Source organism: Hyphomonas sp. UBA4494 (assembly GCF_002388935.1).
Lineage (GTDB): Bacteria > Pseudomonadota > Alphaproteobacteria > Caulobacterales > Hyphomonadaceae > Hyphomonas.
In genome coordinates, this window is the sequence record NZ_DGNK01000003.1 from 147,531 (window position 1) to 170,474 (window position 22,944).

Here is a 22,944-nt window from a genome sequence, read left to right on the forward strand (position 1 = left end):
CATGAGGACCAAGCGGGCAGGGGAGGACATAATAAAGGGGAGGCAGTGGCCTGCCTCCCCTTGGAAACTGATCGTCTGAAGCGATCCGGCCACGTATCCCGCGGCCGCGCTGTCAGCCGCTTATTCTGCTGCTTCCGCGACCGGTACAATATTCACGTAGAGACGGCCGCCCGTCTTGCGCGTGAACTCAACCTTGCCTTCGGAAAGCGCAAACAGGGTGTGGTCGCGGCCAATGCCGACGCCCTTGCCTGGGTATTTCTGCGTACCGCGCTGGCGCACGATGATGTTGCCCGGAATGACATGCTCGCCGCCAAATTTCTTGACGCCAAGATATTTCGGGTTTGAGTCGCGGCCGTTACGGGACGAACCACCTGATTTCTTATGAGCCATGCTTTGCTCCGATCCTCTATAAAGGGCTTATAGCGCCCTTATGCATCCTTGGCGAATTCTTCGGCCTGCTTGATCCACTCATCGCGAGTGATGCGGCCTGGGAAGCTCATTTCTTCTTCCAGCTCAGTGATCTGCTCTTCTTTCAAGGCAGCGACCTGCCAGAAGAAGTAGATGCCAGCTTCGTGGAGCTTTTTCTCGAGAACCGGGCCGACGCCTGAAATCTTCTTCAGATTGTCCGGCTTGCCTTCGAGATTGGCGATACGACCGCGGGAATCGACTTCCGGCTTGGCTGCGGGTGCAGCAGCTTCTGCGGCAGGCGTCTCGGCCTTTGGAGCGGCGGCCTTCTTTGGCGCGGCTTTCTTGGCTGGCTTCTTGCCGTCGGTGCTGATGCCAGTGATCTTGACGACCGTCAGGTGCTGGCGGTGGCCTTGCGTACGGCGATAGGTCTGGCGCTGGCGCTTCTTGCGAATGATGACTTTGTCACCGCGCGTTTGCTCCTCGACTTCACCGAACACGCTTGCACCGTCAACCAGGGGAGCGCCAACAGTTACGTCGTCGCCATTGCCCAGCATGAGCACGGTTTCAAAGGTTACGTCCTTACCGGCTTCAGTATCCAGCTTTTCGACGGTGATCGTATCACCTTCCGCGACTTTATACTGCTTGCCGCCTGTTTTGATGACCGCGAACATGGGTCTCGTCCTTCCGGAATGGTAAGCGAAATGAATTGCGCGCGAAGCCGTTGCCGGTTCCGCGCTCGAAGCGGCGGGTAAACACCAATCGGGGCGCGCTGTCAAATGTCATCTTCAGGCGATTTCAGGTGCTTGCATGTGGCGCGCATATTATATAGTGCAGGCAACCGTCCACAGGCTCCGCGGAGAGGTGCTAGAGTGGTTGAATAGGCTAGTCTCGAAAACTAGTGAACTCGCAAGGGTTCCGAGGGTTCGAATCCCTCTCTCTCCGCCAGCCAGACCTTCAAACAGAGAAAAGTACCGTCACTTCCGCCGAAAGCCCCACACACCGCGGGCTTTGGCGCCAGGGCTGATCTCGGGCTCCGGGTCCGGAGCGAGTGCCACCCTCTCTTACGATCCGCTGGGGCGGCTGCAAAAGACGGTGATCCACGACACGGAGACGAACTTCCTGTATGATGGGGACGCACTGATCGCGGAATATGACAGCACCGGCACACTGCTGCGGCGCTATGTGCATGGGTCGCGGGTGGACAGCCCTCTGATCTGGTATGACGGGAGCGCAGCAGATGATGCGACTTTCGTTACGGGAGAAGGGCATGCGGAAAGTTGTATGGGTATCGATCCCGGTGCAGGTTTATTTTTTCATAGGATAAAACACGAGAGGTAGCGAGGGTGGATCATCTGAGTGGCGAAACCAGTTACACTCCTGGATTTCCCGGTATCTCGGACATGAAGCAGGACAACCGTTCTAAGTATGAGATCGAGTAAATGAAGTGGTACTTGGATACTTTTGGGAAAATTGGGCCTCCATTCGCATTGGTGGGCGTTGTTTTTTTTGTCGACATTTTTTAGTTGGGAGCCGTTAAACGTTCTGCGACCATTTGCGCTTCCAAGCTCATTTCTGGTTTTTCTCTTTTACATCGTGTGGTGCATGATGCGACCCAAGTAGCAAACTTGCGGGCATTGTAAGTGTAACTGGCATTGTCAACAGAACTAAGTTTGAGACGGTGCCCCCTTGAGCGTAGGCTCCAGAAATGAGCCAGAGCCTATTCCGCGATTTCAAAACGTCGCCATAGATCATCTAAATCGCGGTGATGATATATGTCCGCTTCCCGCTGTCGCTTCGAAATGTCGAGGACCTACTCCATGAACGCGGGATCGACATCGGCCACGAAACGGTCCGTCACTGGGTCGATCGGTTCTGTACCTACTTCGCTCACAGGATAATGGGATTGCCACGACATGAGCTTTGAACGACAGATTATCATCGTAGGGCACATTGCATTCTGGTGTATCTATGTATTTTCCTTAGTGTTTTTTGTTTTGCCAACTTGGGAATGGACTAGCGAGAGTTTTAAATCACACGGTCAGGAGATTTCGACCGCAAGTTTGGCTTCTCTATTAACTCCTCTATGGATGTTGATCGTCTTCGGTTGGTGCACGTTGTGCCAAGTATCAAGGCGACCGATTTCTATTCGATCAGTTTGGGCTGCCGCGGTGGCCATCGGAGCGAGCGGATTGGCAGCTGCTATCTATCTTTCAATACATCAGACGGCATTTGCCATGATTCCTGTGTTGGTTTGCTCATTGGTAGCGATAACTGTCGGCTATTGGAAGCACAGGTATTCTCAGGCTAACCGGGCTTGAGGCAGTGTTGTCAGCGAAAACGATCTTGAGGTGACCGATCCTAGTGATTAGCCTTCTAATCTGGCCAAGAACCCGTTCCTCTACTTCAAAACCTCTCCTGAGATCATTCAACTCGGCGTACTGATGTATGTTCGCTTCCCGCTCTCGCTTCGGATTGCCGAAGACCTTCTCCAAGAGCGCGGCATCAACATCTGCCACGAAAGTGTGAGGCTCTGGGTGGATCGGCTCGGGGCACCATCTCAATAGCTGGGCCAAAAATTCTCACCTGCCGTTCTTGAGGCGAGAGCGGGCGATGTCTCGCTTCCGGCGCATGCGAAGTCTTCAGAAGTTCGTTTCAATTCACTCCTCAGTGTACAATCACTTCAATCATCAAAAGAATATCGAGAGCAGGGCCAGGTTCAAATCGCTACGTGACGTCGCTCTTTTCGAATGGCGCGAGCTGATCGTTACCTGAGACCTGTTGGTCCGCGATTAAAGGAGACTGGTTCGAGTTAGTCTGACAGCACCCTTTAACAATTGTTGAATACGGAGTGGTCATTTCAACGGCTGCGCTTTCACAGATCTAAACTACGCGTTGATAACTGTAGATTCCACTACAGGTGTCAGACATGCAAGACTATGGACCACCAGCTGCCCCACGACGTGCACGCACGTTTGTGATTGCCGCGTTGTTTTTCGGCTTCGCGGGCCTGGTGAATCTGTTCTCCCCATTGGATCTGGTGTTCAACGGAATATCCAACGGGCTCAGGTCTCCGGCGGTCGACGACCGGTTTGTCATCCTCGAAGTGAATGATGGATTCGAACACGTCGCGGCAGGCGATACCTGGTCGGATATGTTCACTAGCGAGCTTGTGTCATTTCTGAATACGCTCGATGTGGAGTCGGCAGTTATTGTCGAGCCCGTTTTCACGTCGACATCTCAATTTCCCTTGCTGACAAGGGCGCTGGAACAGCCCACGAATACCGTGTCGGTGTCCGCCGCTCCAAATCTCAAACTGGAGTCTCCATCAGAGGGATTACGAGACCACCTGACGTCCTCAAACTATTTCAAACGATACTGGGGCGGCGTCGAATTTGGGTCTTTTGGTGCCGAGTACGGCGATGTTTTCCTGCAGTCTCCGGAGAGTAAGCTCTCTGACAAAACCGACAATATCGGCCCTTCATTCGAAATTGACTATGCTTTTGACGTTGAGGCATTTCAGCGGCTTGATTTGAGCACTGTGCTGGCACCAGATTTCGACGCGGCGCTTGTCCGCGGGAAACGGCTTGTCGTGGCGCAAGCCAGTCAAGGCGACAACCATCCCTATTTGATGCCCTCGCAGGGAAACGGCTCGCTGGCAGAAGTCATCCTGATGGCGGCGATGACTCTGGGCGAAGAACGTCCCCTTAACGCTGGATTTCTTCCTGCCTGGCTGTTTTCTGTAGGCGCAGTGGGCTTGATGCTCAGTCGACGTTTTGGCTCCATGGCGCTGCGTTGGGCACCAGTCGCGCTGGCATGCATGATTGTGTTCCCCATTGTCATGGACATGTTTTCCATTCGCACGAGTAGCGGCCATGCGATCGGAATGATTTCGTTCGGGACATTGATCGCGTGGATGCGTTTGAAAAAGCGGGAAACTGCGAACAAGGCGTTCACGCACAATCTTTCCCATCTTCCCAGTGCGCAATGCTTGAGCGCTCATGTCGGCCAAGACCAGCGTGTCATGGTGGCAGCTGTGGTGACAAACTATGCGGCTATTTCGACCGGCCTCACTCCCGAACAAGAAGGGATCACCGCGAATACGATAGCGAATGCTTTACCGAGTTCTGGAGCCGTATATCAAGGCGACCTCGGTCAATTCTATTGGCTGCAAACCGATTTTGACGAAGCAGCAATGGAAGACCTGTTCGAAGCCACGGCGAACCAACTCAACAAGGGGGTCATTGTTGGCGAGAGAACTCTGATAGTTCAGGTTGCCTTTGGTGTTGAACGCATCGCCTCTGCCTCTTTGGCGTCGCGGCTGAAAACGGCGGAATCCGCTGCCCAGGCTGCCGCGCGACAGAGAAAAACGTACAAGCTGCATGATCAGGATGCCCAAGACGCGCTGCTGTGGCAGAGCCGGGTCCTTTTTGAAATGGATGAGGCGCTTCGTAACCGCGAGATCTATATAGCGCTTCAACCCCAGTTGAATATCCGTTCCGGAAGGATTTCAAGCGCCGAGGTATTGGTACGCTGGACACACCCGGAAATGGGCGTCATCTCGCCGGCCGAATTCGTCCAGATGGCTGAACGGGGAAAGCGCATCGACCAACTTACACAATATGTCATTCAGTCATCATTTCAGTTTCTGCGTGACGCTCAAAAAATTGATCCCGGATTCAACATCGCAGTGAACATCTCGCCCAGCCTGATCGGTAGCGCGGAATTTGAGTTCATGCTGCACGCTGCCTTACGTGTGTATGGGGTCGAGGCAAGCAGCATCATGCTTGAGATCACTGAAAACGAGCAGTTGCTGAACAATTCCGGAGCCCAGGATGCTATGGGGCGGCTCAGGGACGCTGGTTTTGGGATATCCATTGATGATTACGGAGCTGGTCTGTCCACGCTGACCTATCTGTTGAAGGTGCCGGCCAACGAGGTCAAACTTGATCGAACGCTTATTAGCACGCTTCGGTACAATGAGCGTAGCCAGCTCTTGATCCAGTCTACCATCAGCGTTGCCCAATCACTGGGAATGCATGTTGTGGCCGAGGGTGTGGAAGACCTGGATACGTTGGCAATTCTTCGCACATTGGAATGCAATCTGGCGCAAGGATACTTTATCGGACAGCCCGTCGGTGCGGAAGAAATCCTGTCTATTCTAGAAAGCTCAAGTAGTGTGCAAGCTGTAGCGCAAGCTTAACATTTCCATAAAATTACTTTGAAATTTGCAAAATTCAGTTAACCTTTGACGTCTGGGGCAGATGGACTGCTCCTTAACATGTCAAAGGTTACATCATGCAGAAGCAAACAAAACCAACACAGCGCGACATCTGGGACTGGATTTTCGGAAAGCGCCCATAGGGGTAGAAGTGCTTTTAAGATAAGCACTTACCAGCGCAGCTGGTGCAAACATCGCCACCAAACGGCAGCCCTGTGTGAGGTCAGTCGTTCGGTGGTTTTTTTTATGTTCGGACTCTGTGCGAGCGTCATGGCAAATCACCACCAGCGAGTGGATGAGAGATTCGATGCTGGAAACAATGGTTCGACAGCTGGGCAAGCAAATGGTCGAGCATTCGAGGTAGGCTTTGGCGCTAATCGAGGCAGGCGCTGAATTGCCTGAGCATACGTGACGAATACTGCCCGGTATTCGGAGCTAACGAAGATGTGAGGACTTTGGCGCCCGAATGTAACTGGATACTAAGTTCAGTTAGGGTACATGAGCGCTATGAGATACGTCTCCTGCCACGCGTCCATAGGTGCCACTGCCATAATGCTGGCGGGGTGCGTCAGTGCGCCCGCTGGTCCGACAATGCCGGATGTGCCGGTTCAGGGGTCATATCTGTCAGAATCTGCTGATTTGAGCCTTGAGTTGGAGTGGTGGAAACAGTTTGGAGATCCGGTCCTCAATAGCCTCATCGCCCAGTCCTTATCCGCAAACAAGTCGCTCGACCAAGCCGCTGCAAATGTAAGAGTTGCTGAAGCGATTACATCTGGAGCTCGGCTTGATCGCAGCTACTCCGCTTCTACGTCATTTGATGGAGATGTTGGGCGGTCCGCTCAGCCAGGCCAAGACGTGAGGGCCTCGATTCAAGGGGCGCTTGGAGCGAGTTGGGAGTACGATGCATTCGGTCGCATTGAAGCCCAAATCGCCGCCGCAGAATTTGATGTCGAAGCGGCTCGGCAGGCTCGCCGAGATGTTGCGGTGATCGTCGCCAGTGAGACGGCTCTGAATTATGTGCAATTGCGCGGTGCGCAAAGACGACTTGCGGTTGCGCGCAAGAATGCCGACACCCAGTCTGAAGGATTGGACCTGTTACAGACACTTTTAGACAATGGCCGGGCAACCCGACTGGATATGGAGCGAGCAGAGGCTCAGTATCGTACGACGCTCGCGTCGCTTCCTCGCTACGAGGCGGCCATAGAATCAGCCAAGAGCGCGCTCGCCGCGTTGACTGGACAGCCGGCAAATTCTCGATCGAGTCTGGTGATGGAATTGGTGACCAGCGCGGATGATATTCCAGAGCACCGCGGCGCGATCATGGCAGGGTCGGTTGAAGATCTGGTCCGCCGACGTCCGGATATTCGCAGCGCAGAAGTGGTGATCGCGCGCCAACTGGCATTGGGCGACGCTGCACGTGCGGACTTGTTTCCGACGATAACCGTCAATGCGAACGTTCTGGCGCTGTTTGATGATGCCAATGATATCGGCGATTTGACGAGCTTTGGATTTGGCGTTGGCCCTTCGATAAGTTGGGCGTGGCCTGATCTCAGGCGAGTGCGGGCAAACATAGATGCGACCGACGCACGAACAGACGCGGCGATTGCGCAATATGAACAGACCGTGTTGAATGCTTTGAGCGAAGTCGAATCCGCTCTCTCGGAATACACGAATGAGTTGAAGCGCCGCGACGATCTAAAGAGAGCGGCGGCATCAGCGCAGCGGGCGATAGAACTTGCGCGTCTACGGTTCGAAGAAGGTCTCGACGATTATCTGGATGTGCTGGAAGCGCAGCGAACATTGTTGACGGCGGAAGATCAGTTGGCTGAAAGCCGACTTCAGTCATCTAGCCGGGCGATTGCCGCGTATCGAGCATTGGGAGGTATAGAAATGCCGAATGAATATGGGACAGAACCCGCAATCGCGTTGGAATAGATATGTTTACCAGAAACCTGCTTTTCATTTTAGCTGTCGTGTTTGTATCGTCGCTATCAGCTCAGGCGCAGCGGGGTGGTCCAGCGAGTGTCTTCGTTGAGCCGGTACAAGAACGCAGTTTTGCGATGAGGATTGAGGCGTTGGGCACGCTAGAACCCAACGAGCAAGTCGATCTGACCCTGAATGCGGCTGACCGAGTGCGGGCGATTTATTTCGACGATGGTGATCGCGTGAAGCAGGGCAAGACCTTGCTCTCGCTTGCGCAGCGCGAACAGGCAGCACTTGTAGAAGCTGCTGAAGCAACGCTCGATGAAGCGCGGCGCCAGCAGGAACGGCTCGCGCGCCTGGCGGATCAGCAGGCTGTATCCCAGTCAGAACTCGATCAGGCAAATCGTAACCTTGATAGCGCTGCGGCACAGTTGCGTGCGGTGCAATCTCGCCAACAGGACCGTGTTCTCGTTGCAACATTTGATGGCGTGCTAGGCTTCCGAATGGTCAGTGTTGGATCATATGTACAGCCAGGGGATATCGTTGCGCGGCTGATAGATGACAGCGAGATGAATCTGGACTTTTCCGTGCCGTCGACATTCTTGAGAACCTTGGCCAAAGGTACGGAAATTGAGGCAAGAACAGCGGATCTTCCCGGGGAAACTTTCAATGGAGTGATTGCGTCAATTGACAACGCAATTGATCCTGTGACGCGTTCCGTTCGTGTGCGTGCCACTTTGCCCAACCCGGAGCGTCTGCTGATCTCTGGCATGTTTGTGCAGGTAACCTTGGTGGCGGATCCACGACAAGCTCTGGCTGTACCTGAAGAAGCAATACAGCCGGTAGGGCCGCGCACATTTGTATTCGTCGTTGAAAACGAAGGCGGACAGCTCATCGCGCGGCGTAAGGAAGTCGAACTCGGGCTACGCCAAGCGGGGTATGTGGAAGTGATGTCAGGTCTAACGGCTGGCGACGACGTGATTACCGAAGGTATCATCCGTGTTCGCGAGGGTGCCGCCGTGGAAATTCAGGACCAGTCAATGCTCCTTCCCAAGGCCATCAGCGGCAAGAATCGTAGCGGGGGTGCAGCCGGGTCTCCTGCTTCTACAGGTCGCTGACGATGTTGCTGTCGGATACCTCGATCAAGCGGCCCGTATTCGCGTCGGTGCTTGCGCTTATACTCGTGATTTTTGGCATGGTAGCGTTCGATCGGTTGCCCCTGAGAGAATACCCTGACATCGATGCGCCAATCGTCTCCATCGATACGAACTATCCAGGGGCGTCTGCCAGTGTTGTAGAAACACGGATCACCCAAATTATCGAAGATCGCATCGCTGGTGTTGAGGGCATTCGCTACATCGATTCCAATTCGAGCGATGGCCGCTCGCGTATAAGCGTGGAGTTTGGCATAGACCAGGACATTGATGTGGCCGCGAACGATATCCGCGACCGGATTTCTGGTGTGCTGGACAATCTTCCTGAGGATACCGACCCGCCAGAGGTCGAAAAAGCCGACTCCAATGATGATGTCATTATCTGGCTGAACCTTGCCAGCGAGGCAATGACTACGCCGGAATTGTCAGATTATGCTCAGCGCTATCTTGTCGACCGGTTCTCCGCCCTGGATGGGGTGGCACGCGTACGAGTTGGTGGCTCCAGAGACTATGCCCTTCGCGTCTGGATAGATCGTAGAGCCTTGGCGGCACGCAATCTGACCGTAGCCGAGATCGAGCAAGCATTGCGCAGTGAGAATATCGAAGCGCCCGCCGGCAGTCTTGAATCGGAAAAGCGCACTTTCACGGTTCGAATTGATCGCACTTTCAAGACGCCGGAAGAGTTCTCCGCGCTCGTGATCGCCGAAGGCGAGGACGGATATCTGGTGCGACTGGGAGACGTGGCGCGGGTTGAGCGTGGGACGGTCGAGGACCGCAACATGTTCAGAGGCAACGGCGTTCCGATGGTGGGGCTGGGCATCATCAAGCAGTCGACTGCGAATACAGTCGAGGTTGCGGCTGGAGCGCGGGAACTTGCTGACCGACTGAACGAGACGCTTCCAGAAGGCATGGTGATCGCGCGTAGTTTCGACAGTTCAGTCTTCATCGACGCCTCGATTCGAGAAGTTTACACCACGCTTGCCATCGCAGTGGCGCTGGTGACACTGGTGATATTCATGTTTCTCGGCAGCGTCCGGGCAACCATTATCCCGGCAATCACTGTTCCGGTCTCGATCATCGCCACTTTCATTGTGCTCTACGCACTGGGCCTGTCAGTCAACTTGCTGACACTGCTGGCGCTTGTTCTTGCAATCGGACTGGTCGTGGATGACGCCATTGTTGTGTTGGAGAACATCGTTCGCCGCATGGAAGAAGAAGGCGAGACGCCGCTGGTTGCCGCGTTCCGCGGTACCCGGCAGGTTGGTTTTGCGGTGGTGGCCACGACGCTTGTCCTGATCGCGGTCTTCGTGCCGATCACCTTTATGCAGGGTGATGTTGGGCGACTATTCACCGAGTTCGCCCTGACGATGGCTGCGGCCGTCGCATTCTCCAGTATCCTGGCCCTGACACTAGCGCCCATGCTGGCCTCAAAACTCCTGAAACGTGAAAAGAGTGCGGGATGGCTTGCGGTTATCCCGAACGCGATAGACGGCGTATTCGGCCGCCTTCGAACAGGATATGGCTGGGTATTGGACCGACTGATCATGAGGCCGATAGCAGTTGGTGTCGTTCTGGTCGGCTTGTTTGCGGGCGCATACAGCCTGTCGCAAACGATTGAGCAGGAATATGTTCCCGTTGAAGATCGCGGGGCATTTTTCGTCAGTATACGGGGTCCTGAAGGCGCGTCCTTTGAGTATATGGAACGCTATATGGACGAAATTGAACGGCGATTGATCCCTTATGCAGAGAGCGGCGAGGTGAGCCGCCTGTTGCTGCGGGCGCCCGGATTTGGCAGTTCGTCATTCAATCAGGGTTTTGTGGTTGTGGTGTTGGATGACTGGTCCAGGCGGCGTCCGGCGGACGAAATCATAGCGGAAGTGAACGGCAAGTTATCCAACCTGCCGGGCATTAGAGCTTTCGCAATCATGCGGCAGGGACTTGGTGGTGGCACTGGCAAGCCTGTCCAATTCGTGTTGGGTGGACCATCCTACGAAGTGCTGACGGAGTGGCGAGACTTGTTGGTCACCGCGTTAGAAGATGACAATCCACGACTGGTCGATATTGACTGGGATTACAAGGAAACCCAACCGCAATACAGGGTTCAGGTCGACTATGATCGCGCGGCTGATCTTGGTGTGACGGTGACCGATATTGGCGTCACGCTTCAAACCATGCTGGGCTCGCGACGCGTTACGACGTATATCGATGATGGCGAAGAATATGATGTCATCCTGGAAGGCCTGAGGTCTGAGCAAAATACGCCCAACGATGTTCAGAATATCTATGTGCGATCCACACGGTCAGGTGAATTGATCCCCCTCTCCAATCTGGTCACAATTCGTCCGATTGCGGATAGCCCGACTTTGAACCGGTATAATCGCGTGCGCGCAATCACGATCGAAGCGGGGTTGGCGGATGGTGCATCGCTGGGCACTGTGCTCGACGCCATGCAGGCCAAGGCTCGTGAAGTGTTGCCGCAAGAGGCCACATTGGACTTCAAAGGGCAGTCGCTCGACTTCAAGACGTCTGGCCAGTCCCTGATATTCGTATTTATCACGGGTCTGGTGATCGTGTTCCTTGTGCTTGCAGCGCAATTTGAGAGCTACCGCCACCCGGTCATCATCATGCTGTGCGTGCCTGCGACATTGGCTGGAGGGATGCTTGGTATCTGGCTGACCGGAAATTCGCTGAACATCTACACGCAGATTGGCTTGATTATGTTGATTGGCCTTGCAGCGAAGAACGGCATTCTGATCGTGGAGTTCGCGAACCAGTTGCGCGACGAAGGCCGCCCCTTTTACGAAGCCATCAAGGAAGCGTCGCTCGCTCGCTTCAGGCCAATCGTGATGACGAGTTTGACCACAGCTGCCGGTGCTCTCCCACTTATCCTGTCCAGCGGTGCAGGCGCCGAAACCCGATCAGCGATTGGTATCCTGATCCTGTTTGGAGTGATCGCCGCTGCGCTGGTGACCGTGTTGTTCGTGCCGACAGCCTATGCTCTGATCGCTCGAGGGTCCGGGTCTCCAGGCGATGTTGCGCGCAAGTTGGAGTCGGAGAGCCAGGGGGCGGACAAGGCCGTCATTCCAGCAGAATAGCTTTTGCTCGTTGTTACTCTGAGTTCAAGCGTAATTGCCAGTGCTCGCTTTTCTTGCGTGTCTGCTGCAACAATCCGTGCGGCGGTAATCAAGACTTGTGAGGCGCAAGAATGCTCCCTTCAATGCTCAGCTAGTGACAATTCGAAAGCAGATCATGAACAGTTGGGCCGGCCTTGAGTGAAACATTCGACAATCTTCCGCCCGTAAACTACGTGGTCAGCGAAGAAGAGTGCGCCGCACTATCCGCAGCTATTGATATCGAAGAGCTAACCCAGACCGCACTTGCCCTTGGGAACATTGATAGCCCATCCATGAGCGAGGCATCAGCTGCAGAGTTTGTGTTCAATTGGTTGCAAACAGAAGGTTTTGCACCGCGAAAAGTTGGCGCAACGCCTGAACGGCCGAATGTTATCGCGACTTATGGCGGCAAGGGTGACGGAAAGAGCCTCCTCTACACAGCCCACCTTGATACTGAAAGTCCGACCTGGAATGCGGATCTGGACGCCCACAAGTTCCGTCCTGAAACGCTGGCGAATCCGGAATGGAACCAGTGCTGGCTACAGGATGGGGCATTCCACGGCTACCCAATCTCGAATGATCGCGGGCCGATGGTGTGCTTCCTTATGGCCGCAAAGGCGCTGAAATCCTGCGGTATCGATCTGTCGGGACGGCTGTACCTTACCGCATCTCCCGGCGAGATTGGTCCTGAGCCGATCGAGGAGGCTCGAGGCGTACAGTATATGGGCAAGGAAATCGGTACGCACTACGCATTCTATCATGGCGGTGTGTCACCCGATTATGCGATCGCGGCAGAGGGGTGTGACTTCGGGTTGACGTGGGTTGCATGCGGTTATGCCGTATTCCGCATCCAGCTATTTGGCGAGGGCGTGTTCACACCACTTCTCGAAAGCCCAGAAAAGGCCGCTGATCACCCCAACCCGATCTATCGTCTCGGTGACACCATCCAGTCGATTTTGGACTGGGGGCGCACTTATGAGCAAGAGAACATCTACACGTCGTCTGGCGGTGTGGCCAAACCCAAGACGCAAATCTCCTCTGTCCGTGGTGGCGTTCCATATGCGTTCGGGGCCGGAACGGAAATTTGCTCACTCTATCTTGAAGTCGGTTTGCCGCCGCAAGTAGAAATCGGGCAGGTCCATAGAAGCCTTGAGAGACATTTGAGACGCCAAGGCATCGGTGAGTTCGGCTTGGAGCCAGTCGTGGTCCGGCACGGATTTGCTGCCGATGAAGAACGCGTGTCCCCGCTCGTTTCGGCCGTTGATGCTGCGACCCGGCATACACTGGGCGAGCCTCTGAAGCTCGCGCATCCTGTTTATTCGAGCATGTGGCGCGACCACAACGTCTTCAACATGAACCGCATTCCCGCCGTCACAACCGGCTTTCCACGCTGGCGTCCGACGCCAGAAGACATGGTCAAAAGCACTTTGATCTATGCGCTGACCGCGCTGTCGATTTGTGGGCGTGCGCCCACATCCGAAAATAAAAAGCCGCTGAGCGGTTCCGATGTCTATGGCGACAACCCATTTTCGTCCGCTGGAGTATCCTGACCCATGAATGCAAGAATTCCTTTCAAGGCAGGCAGCCAATTGCTGGCAATGAGTTCGCTTGAGCTTTTGCTGGCCGCGGCGACATATTCTTCACTCGGCGTGGTCCTCCCATTTATGGTGATGGATCTGGAGTGGAGCTGGGCGCAGGCTGGGTTTGGATTTACGGTGCTCGGTGCAGTTACCGGCGTCGCGTCATCTGTGCCGCCATTTCTAATCCGCCGGGTGGGGGTGCGGAACACAATCCTGATTGGTGGTGTTCTGGCCTGCATCGGTTTGTACCTTCTGCATGGGGTGGAGAGCCTGCCTCAGTACTATATTGCGGCAGCAATCTGCGGTTTGGCCTACCCCATGATGGCGTCCATCCCAACAACCTTCCTCGTGAGCCGACTGTTCCAGCGGCAATCGACCGCGCTCGGCGTGGCGGCGACGATCAGCGGAATAGGGACGGTGGTCGGGCCATTGATGGTGCTTGGCGTATTGGCTCTTGAAGGTCAGACGTGGCGGAATTATTGGGAATATCAGGCAATCGCACTACTGGCTGCGGCCGTTTTGTGCGCGATCATCGTTGGATTGGAGCGCAGATTCACTCGGCCCGCACGTGAGGAACTCGTCGCAGCACAGGCTGAAGCGGCGGCACCGACCGTCATGCCTGACCAAGTCGAACTGCCCCCGACACGGAGCAGTCGCCATATTTACCGGACGACTGTGGACTGGACGACTAAAGCTGCGATGCGGACGACGCAGTTCAAAATTCTTGCCGCCGCATATTGCCTGAACATGATGTGCCTGGTGACGGTAACCAGCCTCTCGGTGGGCCATTTGATTGAGCGCGGTGTTTCCGAGACTGTTGCCGGAGGCATGTTGAGCATCGAGGCGTTGATCGCGGTTTTGATCCGGGCATTTTCCGGTGTTCTGGGGGATATCTTCGATCCCAAGCATCTTGTGAGCTTTGCGTTATTTGCGACGATGATTGGTTGCGCTGTGCTCGCGCTCACAACAGATCATGTCATGCTGCTGTTTTACGCGGTGGGCACGGGTATTGGTTTCGGTACGACGCAGCTCGCGTGCACGGTGCTGCTGCTCAACTATTTTGGTCGCAAGTACAATCTCGAACTGTTCTCCGCCATGTGTGTCACCGGTGCGATCTCGGCGCTCGGACCTCTGATCGGAGGCGTAATCCGCGACGTTTCGGGAAGCTTCTCCCTCATCTTCATATTGCTGTCAGTCCTGTCAGCCGGCGTCTTCATGGTCGTGCTTTTCATGAAGCCGCCTTATCTTGAGGATCTGTCCTCTACTGAAGGCGACCCAGTTGGCGACGCTGACATCAAGTACGGGCAGATGGCTGAGTAATCTCAATAAGCTGACCAGCTTCGATCAAGCCTCGATTTCAATTTCCTCCGATGGAGTCTGCCATGCCGTCAGATCGCGTACCCAATTTGGCCAGTCAAAAGTCAGCTTCGCCGAAAACATCCTGGACTAAGTGGCTGAGGCCAGATCCGTACGCACTTGTGCTGCTGTCCGTGGTAGTTACGGCGAGCATTTTGCCATGTCGTGGAGATGCAGCGGTCGGCTTCGAGTGGTTGACCAAAGTTGCCATATTCCTTTTGTTCTTCATGCACGGTGCAAAGCTGTCTCGCGCAGCCATCCTCGGAGGTATTGGTGCCTGGAGACTCCACACGCTCGTTCTGATGAGCACCTTTCTTCTGTTTCCGGCGCTCGGTCTGCTAGTGAGCACACTGCCTCATTCTCTGGTGAGCCCTACAGTCAAGATGGGTTTCCTGTTCCTCACCATATTGCCCTCCACGGTCCAGTCCTCGATCGCATTCACCTCCATGGCCAGAGGGAATGTAGCAGCAGCAGTTTGCACGGCATCACTGTCGAACATGCTTGGCGTGTTCATCACGCCGCTTCTGGCGGGCCTCCTGATGCGGTCTGAGCTTCAGTCGGGTGGGGGAGATCTGTTGGGGGTGATGCAGTCCATCATATTGACCCTGCTTGCCCCCTTCCTTGTCGGCCATCTCAGCAGGCCCCTCATCGGCGCATGGATTGACCGGAACAAGGGCGTTCTTTCAAAGCTCGATCGTGGCGCGATCCTGCTTGTTGTCTACACTGCATTCAGCGCGGCCGTCGTAGATGGAATTTGGTTGCGCGTATCGGGATTTGATATTGTTACGATCCTCTTCCTGAGCGCACTGGTGCTCTCAGTGGTATTGTTCCTGACGCGCAAGGCGGCGCAAGTGGCCAGGCTGAGCAAGGCGGATGAGATCACCTTGGTCATGTGCGGATCGAAGAAGAGTCTCGCAAGCGGTGTACCGATGGCTGCGGCATTGTTCGCCCCAGCTCAAGTTGGCGTCATCATACTGCCCTTGATGATATTCCATCAGATGCAGTTGATCGTATGCGCAATGATCGCGCGAAGCTATGGCGAGCGGACTGAAACACCCGATGAGACAGAGGTGCTCGGCGAGACAAGCGCCTAGCCGAACTGAAAAGCCGATACGGTCGAGTTCATGACATTGTCTGAAAAGACCTTGCGGCCTGTCTCGTCATGGCCCGCGCCAGCTGCGACCATCAGTGGAAGCAAGTGCTCTTCCCGAGGATGCGAGTTCCGGCCCTGAGGTGCGTCCAGCCATCGGCTGAGCTTGACCCAGCGTTTTTCAAGATCACCTGTTTCGAGTACATCTGTTAGCCATGCGTCGAATTCAGCAGACGGTGCGGTGGCCATGGGTGTCCGGAAGGCGCGCATATTATGATAGCTCATGCCGCTGCCGATGATGAGGACGCCTTCTTCTCTCAATTGGCTGATTGCCTTGCCGACCTTCAGATGTTTTTCCGGAGAGAGGTCGCGGGTGAGTGACAGGGTCAATATCGGAATGTCGGCATCAGGGAATGCAACCAATAGCGGCACGAACACGCCATGATCATAGCCCCGGGAACTTTTCAAGGGCGCATCAAGGCCTTGCTCCACCATCAATTCCTGAACGCGATTTGCGAGATCCGGTGCACCCGGAGCAGGATAGTTGAGCTCATAAGTGTGAGCCGGAAACCCGGAATAGTCGTAAATCATGTCTGGCGAGGCGGCCGTGGAGACGGTGAACTCCTGCTCCTCCCAATGGGCTGATACAACCAAAAGGGCTTTTGGTTTCTCGGGCAGGCTGGATGGTATGCTTTTCAGCCATTCGGCTGTCTTGTCCCACGTATCGACCGGTCCGCCCATCAGCGTCCAGTCCATAAAAAAGCATGGGCCACCTCCATGTGGAATGAACAGGGTGGGCATTTTCGTGGAGGAAGCAGTCATTTTCTATTCCCGATGCTGATCGATATGTGGTGTCTTTAGTGCATGTGGCTGCCGGGTGTCTTGCTTTCTCGCGTCCGCAAACTTGTCCGCGCCGGGGCCAATCATGTGTGAGCTCGAAACCAGCGCCGCAACTAGTTGGGCGCATATGAACAAGACCAAATAGCGGGCTTGAACTCTGATCCAACCGGTAGGCGATTTGGTTCAAGGAGTAAGTTATGGCGTTGGTGGAAGAGACACGAACAAGCAAGATCAAGGTTCAGCCGGAAAATCTGCACCATTTGAAAGCGACACCGGAAACCGTGCACTGGGGATACTTCCACCCCAACATCAAGCCAGCGCTCCGCGTTAAAAGTGGCGATCTCATTCAGGCTGAAGCGATCACGCACCATGCCGGGGATGCTCCGGAACTGATGATGGATGAGACTGTCAAGGCAATCTGGGAGGGTGTTCAACCCGAAGATCGTGCGCCGGGTGTCCATATCATGACCGGTCCGATCTATGTAGAAGGTGCCGAACCAGGTGACATGCTGGAAGTGCGCTACTTCCGTATGGTTCCCCGCTGCAATTACGGATCCAACCTCGCTGCGAACTGGGGCCACCTCTATCAGGAGTTCGATGAGAAGGAGCGCGTGACGATCTATGAGCTTGATCCGAATGCAAACACGGCTCACGCGCTCTATGCCTATGATTTCGAAGGAAAATATCTGATCCCCGGGACCATTACGCATTGTCCTGAGTGTGACCGCGAACCTGCTTTGGTTGGCGTCCGCGTGCCGGCAAGGCCGCATTTGGGAACTGCGGGAGTCGCGCCCGCCATTGACGAGCGTATCAGCACAATTCCACCGGGCCTGCATGGGGGAAACATCGACAACTGGCGCATCGGAGCCGGCGCCACGATGTATTATCCTGTGCAGGTGAAGGGCGGGCTGTTTTCGATCGGTGACCCCCATGTCAGCCAGGGCGATGGTGAGATCAGCGGCACGGCAATTGAAGCTTCCCTCGACGTGCTGTTCCAGATCGTACTCCGAAAGGACTTCAAGTTTCCTTCGCCGCTTCTTGAAACCCCGGATCACTGGATTGTTCATGGGTTTGACGAAGACCTGAACCAGGCAATGAAGAATGCCTCATTGGACATGCTTCATCTGCTCACTGAGCATCAGGAGCTTAGTCGAAATGATGCCTATTCTCTGATGAGTGTCGCGACCGATTTTGGGGTGACCCAAGTCGTGGACGGCACGCAAGGAATTCACGTCAAGATTGACCGTGGCATCTTCCCTGAAAAAGGTGTTGTCAAAGATATCGACTAGATTGGACGTCATTGATTTATGACGATTTTATCCAGTTGAACGCAGTATTCAGGCGAGGCTTGATCAGGACTGCTCGACTTTTAGGCAGTCGCAGTCGTCAACCGGATCGGCATGGGCGGGATGCGTTGACCGACGGTACGGCAAACTGAGGATCAAAGATGTTGATGGCTGGGTGCCATAATCCGATCGGAGCCAATCTGTGCAGTTTACAACCAACGCATATCCAAAAGAGCAGAGAAAGGATGCCTGGCACTTCGCGCTACAGCGATTTTCGATGGAGTTGCTTGCGCATGAGGGTGAGCTCTACGGTGAACTGGTAAGCTTTCGTAGTGCCCAGGATTTTACATTTGTCAGGATCACCTCCACCCAGCACCGGATAAGGCTCGATCTATCGCAAGGCCCATCCCAGTTCTGGCTCATAATGCTGCTGGAGGGCGATCTCGTCGCCAAGACTGACACCACAACGATTGAAGTCTCCGAGGGCGATGTTGTGTATGGGGTCGGTGATCTGGACGTGTCGCTCGATTTCAAGCGTGACAACCGGTTTTTGATGGTACAGATCCCGGTCTCTCATCCGGCGCTGAGGATAAGGTCCAAGCCTCAAGCAGATATTTCGAATTTGGTATCCGAAGCTGGAGTTGGCCGCATGCTGTCAGGCCTGTTGCGCTCTGTTGCGGACACGATCACGGATGTTGATGACGACCAGATGCGTCCGACTGAGGTTGCGCTGCCAGAGTTCATTTCTACGGCCTTGATGAGCGAGGCCTCGACCAAGGAACTTGGCGGGGCTGCTGGTGTTCGGGCAGCTTTGCTGGAGCGTATATTCCAAACCATTGAGATGAGATTGAGCGATCCGGAGTTAAACCTTCATCAGATTGCCAAAGAGCACAATATCTCCCCACGTTATCTACAAAAGCTGTTTGAATCCGTTGGAGACAGTTTCGGGCATTTCGTAAAATTGCGGCGATTGGAGAGATGCCGACTCGACCTCAGAAGCCCTTTGCACGCGCAGAGATCGATTTCGGATATCCTGTTCCAATGGGGCTTCAATGACAGTGCCTCATTCAGTCGGGCATTCCGCGAACAGTACGGTATGAGTCCGCGGGAGTATCGCCGGATGCCGCCGGGCGACGAATCAGAATCCGAAGTGCTGCAGCGCGGGCGGCCCCCTACGGCGAAGGATCAGGTCATTGAGCCCGAAGAGCCGGAACAAACAGATGACTTTCGCGATGCCGATGAAGAGTCTGGTGAGATAGGGACTGTTGCGCCTGTGCCCGTAAAGCGCGGCGCGCGACACCATTATCTGCCCGTTACACCGGATACGATCCACTGGGGCCATTTCAGCAGCTCGCTCAAGCCGGTCCTCACGGTGGAATCCGGTGACTATGTGACGGTCGAGACACTCACGCATCACGCCAATGATGATCATGATCGCATGGTGAAGGGTGATCAGGCGGTTGAGGACATCTATCGCTGGACTGCGGAGGGCAAAACCGTCAATCGCCGGGGCGCTGGCGCACTCGACTCCTCTTCGTCGACAGGCCGCGGTGCTGGTGAGGGGTTTGGCGTCCATATCTGTACCGGTCCAATCGAGATTGCCGGCGCAGAACCCAACGACATTGTTGAAATCCGTATCCTGGAACTGAAGCCGAGAACGAGTGCCAATCCGAAATATTCCGGGCAGTCTTTCGGGAGCAACGCGGCGGCGTATTGGGGATTTCAGTACAATGACCTGCTGACCGAGCCAAAACAGCGGGAAGTGATCACGATTTATGAAGTCGAAAGTGAGATGGGCCGTTCGTGTGCTCGCGCGGTCTATAATTATCGCTGGACCCCTCAGACTGATCCCTTCGGGGTTGTGCACGAATTGTATGACTACCCAGGCCTGCCGGTGGACACCAGCACGATCGAAAAGAACTATGATGTATTACGGAACATCGAAATACCGGTACGTCCTCATTTCGGGGTAATCGGGTTGGCACCGCCGCAGACGAAGCTCGTGGATTCGATCCCGCCAGGAAATTTTGGCGGAAATCTCGACAATTGGCGAATTGCTCCGGGATCCAGCCTGTTCCTGCCCGTTGGAGTGCCTGGTGCGCTTCTTTCGCTTGGCGACCCGCATGCATCGCAAGGTGACTCAGAACTTTGCGGTACGGCAATAGAGTGTTCGATGACTGCCTTGATACAGCCGATCCTGCATCGCGCGAGCGAGAAGATGGGGCATATCCGCGATCTTGATTATCCGTTGTTGGAAACTTCCGATGCATGGGTGATCTTCGGGTTCAGCCATCCGAATTATCTGAAGGAACTCGGTTCTTCGGCGCAGAGCGATATCTATAAAAAGTCCTCGATCGACCTCGCGATGAGGGACGCCTTCCGCAAGGCGCGGCGGTTTCTGATGACGGCTCGCGACCTCGACGAGGACGAAGCGATCTCGCTGCTCTCTGTTGGTGTCGATTTCGGTATCACACAAGTCGTCAACGGAAACTGGGGCGTTCACGCGATCATCCGGAAAGAGTTGTTCACTGCGTGATCTGAGCGCGATGTTCTCCCGATGTTTCCCTTAAAAAGGCTGCCGGGAAACATGTTGTGCGCGCAGAGACAAGAATGTGCACGCTGTGAATGACAGATTGAGGCTGACAGAAGCAGTAAGGACCGGACAATGCCGATCACCATCACCGAGCAATTCATCCAGTCCCTGGCGACATCCAAACAGGACGTGCTGGAAGCCGAAACATTGCCACCTGAATGCTACACCGACGCCAGTTTCTACGAATTCGAGAAGGAGGCGCTCTTCACGCACGATTGGCTGTGTGTTGGTCGGGAAGAGTGGGTTTCGGAGCCCGGTGACTATTTCACGACTTCGACCGTGAATGAGCCGATCGTTGTTGCGCGAAATCGCAAGGGTGAGTTGAAGGCCATGTCATCGGTATGCCAGCACCGCGCCATGCTCGTGGCCGAGGGGAGCGGGAATGCGCGCGGGTTCGTGTGTCCTTATCACCATTGGAGCTATTCGCTTGACGGTGACCTTGTGGGCGCCCCTGCAATGAACAAGACGTGCGAGTTTGATCGCAAGGCGAATGGGCTCCCGAACTTCAAAGTTGAGGTCTGGGAAGGTTTCATCTTTATCAATTTTGATCAGGATGCAGCGCCGTTGGCCCCTCGATTGGTCCACGTGCAGGAGGCAATCAAGGGATATGACCTTGCCAGTGCTGAAGGTCCGCGCCCGGATCCGGCACCACGCCTGATGTGGAATTGGAAAGTCATGTTCGAGAATAACAATGACGGTTACCACGCCAGCCGGTTGCATCATGGACCCCTGCATGACTTTGTACCTTCCGAGCGTGCAAGCTTTCCGGACGCACCGGAGGGAGCGGCAGGTTATCTGAGGTTCAATGGTACGCTCCATCCGGATGCGAGCTTCAATCCGACTCAGAAGGCTGTCTTGCCCGTATTCCCTGGCCTCTCTGACGAGGCGCGCCAGCGGATGACGTTTGCGAACATCCCACCGAGCCTGTCGCTCGTGATGACAAGCGACATGGTGATCTATCTGATCATTCGTCCTGACAGCCCGGAAACGCATTACATGGACACGGGCGTGCTTGTTGCGCCTGGGGCCATGGAAGACGAAGCCTATGAGCACAAGATGGAGATGATCATGAATTCGACATCCCATATTATTGCTCAGGATTGGCATGTTGACGAAATGGTCCAGCTCGGACTGCGGTCGCGCTTTGCCAAACGGGGGCGCTACTCCTGGCAGGAAGGAGCGCAAGCGCAATTCAATGAATGGCTCGTTGACCGGTATGTTTCGGAATGGAACCGCCGCGCTGAGCCGACGGATGATGCCAGCATTGCGGCAGAGTAGAGTAGGCCGATCACGTGAGGCCGCCCGAGCATCCAACCACCTGGAGATTTAATACGCGGTCGGTTCCGCCAGCTGACAGAAATGCAGCTTGGGCGAATGCAATGCGTAGATTGCGGTTGCCATTTGTGTCTGATCCGGGTGGCCAGCCTGTTGATGGACAGATGATTATTCAGACGTCCACCATGGGTCTGCAGTTCGCCTGGATTGAGTCTGGTCGTCAGGTGATTGATGGTCGGGAACTTGAGCAGGGCGAGGGCCTCTGGCTACTCGTCCTTTTGAAGGGGGATGCAAGGTTCAGCGCAGACAAGTTCTCGGTGAATGTTGACAACAAGATAATCGTCTTTGGCGCGACACGTCATGATTCCCGCCTGGAAGTGAGTGAAAACAACGCGATACTATTCGTCCGAATTCCAGCCGTGGCGCTGGGCGGACGATTGATTGCACCGACCCATTATCAAGCTGGTACGCTCGACGGCAATTCCGGAGTTGGACGTATGCTGATCAGCATGCTTCACATACTGGCCGATGAGATTGGAGATATCTCCACGCAAGATCTTCGACCAGTCGAGCTTTCCCTGATCGAGATGTTGTCCAGCAAACTACTCGGTGTTGCCGGAAAACGTTCGTTGGGTGGTGCGGAAGGTGCACGCGCTGCCCATTTGCACAGAATCCAACAGACACTGGAAACGTTAATATGGGACCCCGATCTGACAATCGCAAAGGCGGCAGACGAAGTCGGCGTTTCACCACGGTATCTGCAGCGTCTGTTTGCCGCTGATAATCGGAGCTTTAGCGGCTACCTCAAGAAGAGGCGACTGGAGCGCTGTCATGCCGACCTGATCAGCCCGCTGCATGCGCAGGAATCCATTTCGGAAGTTGCATACCGCTGGGGGTTCAGCAGTTCGGCACATTTCAGCCGGAGCTTCCGCGACCATTTCGGGCTGTCGCCACGAGAACATCGCCGTTCCGGTCTGGCGAACCAGATCGAGGATGAAATGAAGGTCAACAAATTGTGGGGGCAGTATCAAGAGCTGTCGAAAGACCGCCTTTAAGTTTGGCTTCAGCAGATGGCGTCCCGAAAGGGCGCGTGAAAGTAAGTATAGGG

Annotated in this window: 14 protein-coding genes, 1 tRNA gene and 2 pseudogenes; 14 read left to right on the forward strand and 3 right to left on the reverse strand. The window is 54.9% G+C overall.

The features are described 5' to 3' along the window. Window positions 1–120: 120 nt before the first annotated feature. Both rpmA and B2P82_RS01460 read right to left on the reverse strand, forming a co-directional pair. Window positions 121–390, reverse strand: coding sequence for a 50S ribosomal protein L27 (gene rpmA / locus B2P82_RS01455; RefSeq protein WP_034811276.1), 270 nt, complete (start codon window positions 388–390; stop codon window positions 121–123). A 38-nt stretch (window positions 391–428) separates the two neighbouring features. Then, a complete protein-coding gene (locus B2P82_RS01460; RefSeq protein WP_034811278.1) occupies window positions 429–1,079 on the reverse strand; it encodes a 50S ribosomal protein L21 in 651 nt (216 codons plus the stop codon). A 184-nt stretch (window positions 1,080–1,263) separates the two neighbouring features. Between B2P82_RS01460 and B2P82_RS01465 the strand changes: the two genes are divergently transcribed. The 10 genes and pseudogenes from B2P82_RS01465 (at window position 1,264) to B2P82_RS01505 (ending at window position 15,846) form a co-directional block, all read left to right on the forward strand. Beyond that, window positions 1,264–1,353 (forward strand) — tRNA-Ser (locus B2P82_RS01465). A gap of 820 nt (window positions 1,354–2,173) precedes the next feature. Beyond that, a pseudogene (locus tag B2P82_RS16925) lies at window positions 2,174–2,305 on the forward strand (IS6 family transposase); the annotation flags it as partial. A 481-nt stretch (window positions 2,306–2,786) separates the two neighbouring features. After that, window positions 2,787–3,180: pseudogene (locus tag B2P82_RS01470) on the forward strand (transposase family protein). A 154-nt stretch (window positions 3,181–3,334) separates the two neighbouring features. Beyond that, window positions 3,335–5,608, forward strand: coding sequence for an EAL domain-containing protein (locus tag B2P82_RS01475; protein ID WP_290494619.1), 2,274 nt, complete (start codon window positions 3,335–3,337; stop codon window positions 5,606–5,608). A 516-nt stretch (window positions 5,609–6,124) separates the two neighbouring features. Next, window positions 6,125–7,561, forward strand: coding sequence for an efflux transporter outer membrane subunit (locus tag B2P82_RS01480; RefSeq protein ID WP_290494621.1), 1,437 nt, complete (start codon window positions 6,125–6,127; stop codon window positions 7,559–7,561). A gap of 2 nt (window positions 7,562–7,563) precedes the next feature. Then, on the forward strand, window positions 7,564–8,667 hold the full coding sequence (locus B2P82_RS01485; RefSeq protein WP_290494623.1) for an efflux RND transporter periplasmic adaptor subunit: 1,104 nt from the start codon (window positions 7,564–7,566) through the stop codon (window positions 8,665–8,667). A 2-nt stretch (window positions 8,668–8,669) separates the two neighbouring features. Then, entirely contained in the window at window positions 8,670–11,798 is a 3,129-nt protein-coding gene (locus B2P82_RS01490) for an efflux RND transporter permease subunit (protein ID WP_290494625.1), read from the forward strand. 173 nt (window positions 11,799–11,971) lie between these two features. Continuing rightward, window positions 11,972–13,366, forward strand: coding sequence for a zinc-binding metallopeptidase family protein (locus tag B2P82_RS01495; RefSeq protein ID WP_290494627.1), 1,395 nt, complete (start codon window positions 11,972–11,974; stop codon window positions 13,364–13,366). 3 nt (window positions 13,367–13,369) lie between these two features. Continuing rightward, the gene (locus tag B2P82_RS01500; RefSeq protein ID WP_290494629.1) at window positions 13,370–14,716 is read left to right on the forward strand and encodes an MFS transporter; all 1,347 of its coding nucleotides are present in this window, start codon (window positions 13,370–13,372) and stop codon (window positions 14,714–14,716) included. Between the two features lie 62 nt (window positions 14,717–14,778). Next, window positions 14,779–15,846 carry a bile acid:sodium symporter family protein gene (locus B2P82_RS01505; protein ID WP_290494631.1) on the forward strand — a complete coding sequence of 356 codons (1,068 nt, stop codon included), beginning with the start codon at window positions 14,779–14,781 and terminating at the stop codon, window positions 15,844–15,846. On the opposite strand, the gene B2P82_RS01510 is transcribed toward B2P82_RS01505, so the two are convergent. Next, complete coding sequence (locus B2P82_RS01510; RefSeq protein ID WP_290494633.1) at window positions 15,843–16,664, reverse strand: DODA-type extradiol aromatic ring-opening family dioxygenase; 822 nt, start codon at window positions 16,662–16,664, stop codon at window positions 15,843–15,845. The genes B2P82_RS01505 and B2P82_RS01510 overlap by 4 nt on opposite strands. A gap of 215 nt (window positions 16,665–16,879) precedes the next feature. On the opposite strand from B2P82_RS01510, the gene B2P82_RS01515 reads away from it, so the two are divergent. The 4 genes from B2P82_RS01515 to B2P82_RS01530 all read left to right on the forward strand — a co-directional run bounded on the left by B2P82_RS01515 (window position 16,880) and on the right by B2P82_RS01530 (window position 22,891). After that, complete coding sequence (locus tag B2P82_RS01515) at window positions 16,880–17,971, forward strand: acetamidase/formamidase family protein (RefSeq protein WP_290482916.1); 1,092 nt, start codon at window positions 16,880–16,882, stop codon at window positions 17,969–17,971. A gap of 199 nt (window positions 17,972–18,170) precedes the next feature. Next, window positions 18,171–20,504, forward strand: coding sequence for an acetamidase/formamidase family protein (locus B2P82_RS01520; RefSeq protein ID WP_290494634.1), 2,334 nt, complete (start codon window positions 18,171–18,173; stop codon window positions 20,502–20,504). A gap of 129 nt (window positions 20,505–20,633) precedes the next feature. Beyond that, on the forward strand, window positions 20,634–21,839 hold the full coding sequence (locus B2P82_RS01525) for an aromatic ring-hydroxylating oxygenase subunit alpha (protein ID WP_290494637.1): 1,206 nt from the start codon (window positions 20,634–20,636) through the stop codon (window positions 21,837–21,839). Between the two features lie 101 nt (window positions 21,840–21,940). After that, window positions 21,941–22,891 (forward strand): helix-turn-helix domain-containing protein, encoded by a 951-nt coding sequence (locus B2P82_RS01530; RefSeq protein WP_290494639.1) that lies wholly within the window; start codon window positions 21,941–21,943, stop codon window positions 22,889–22,891. Window positions 22,892–22,944: the final 53 nt, after the last annotated feature.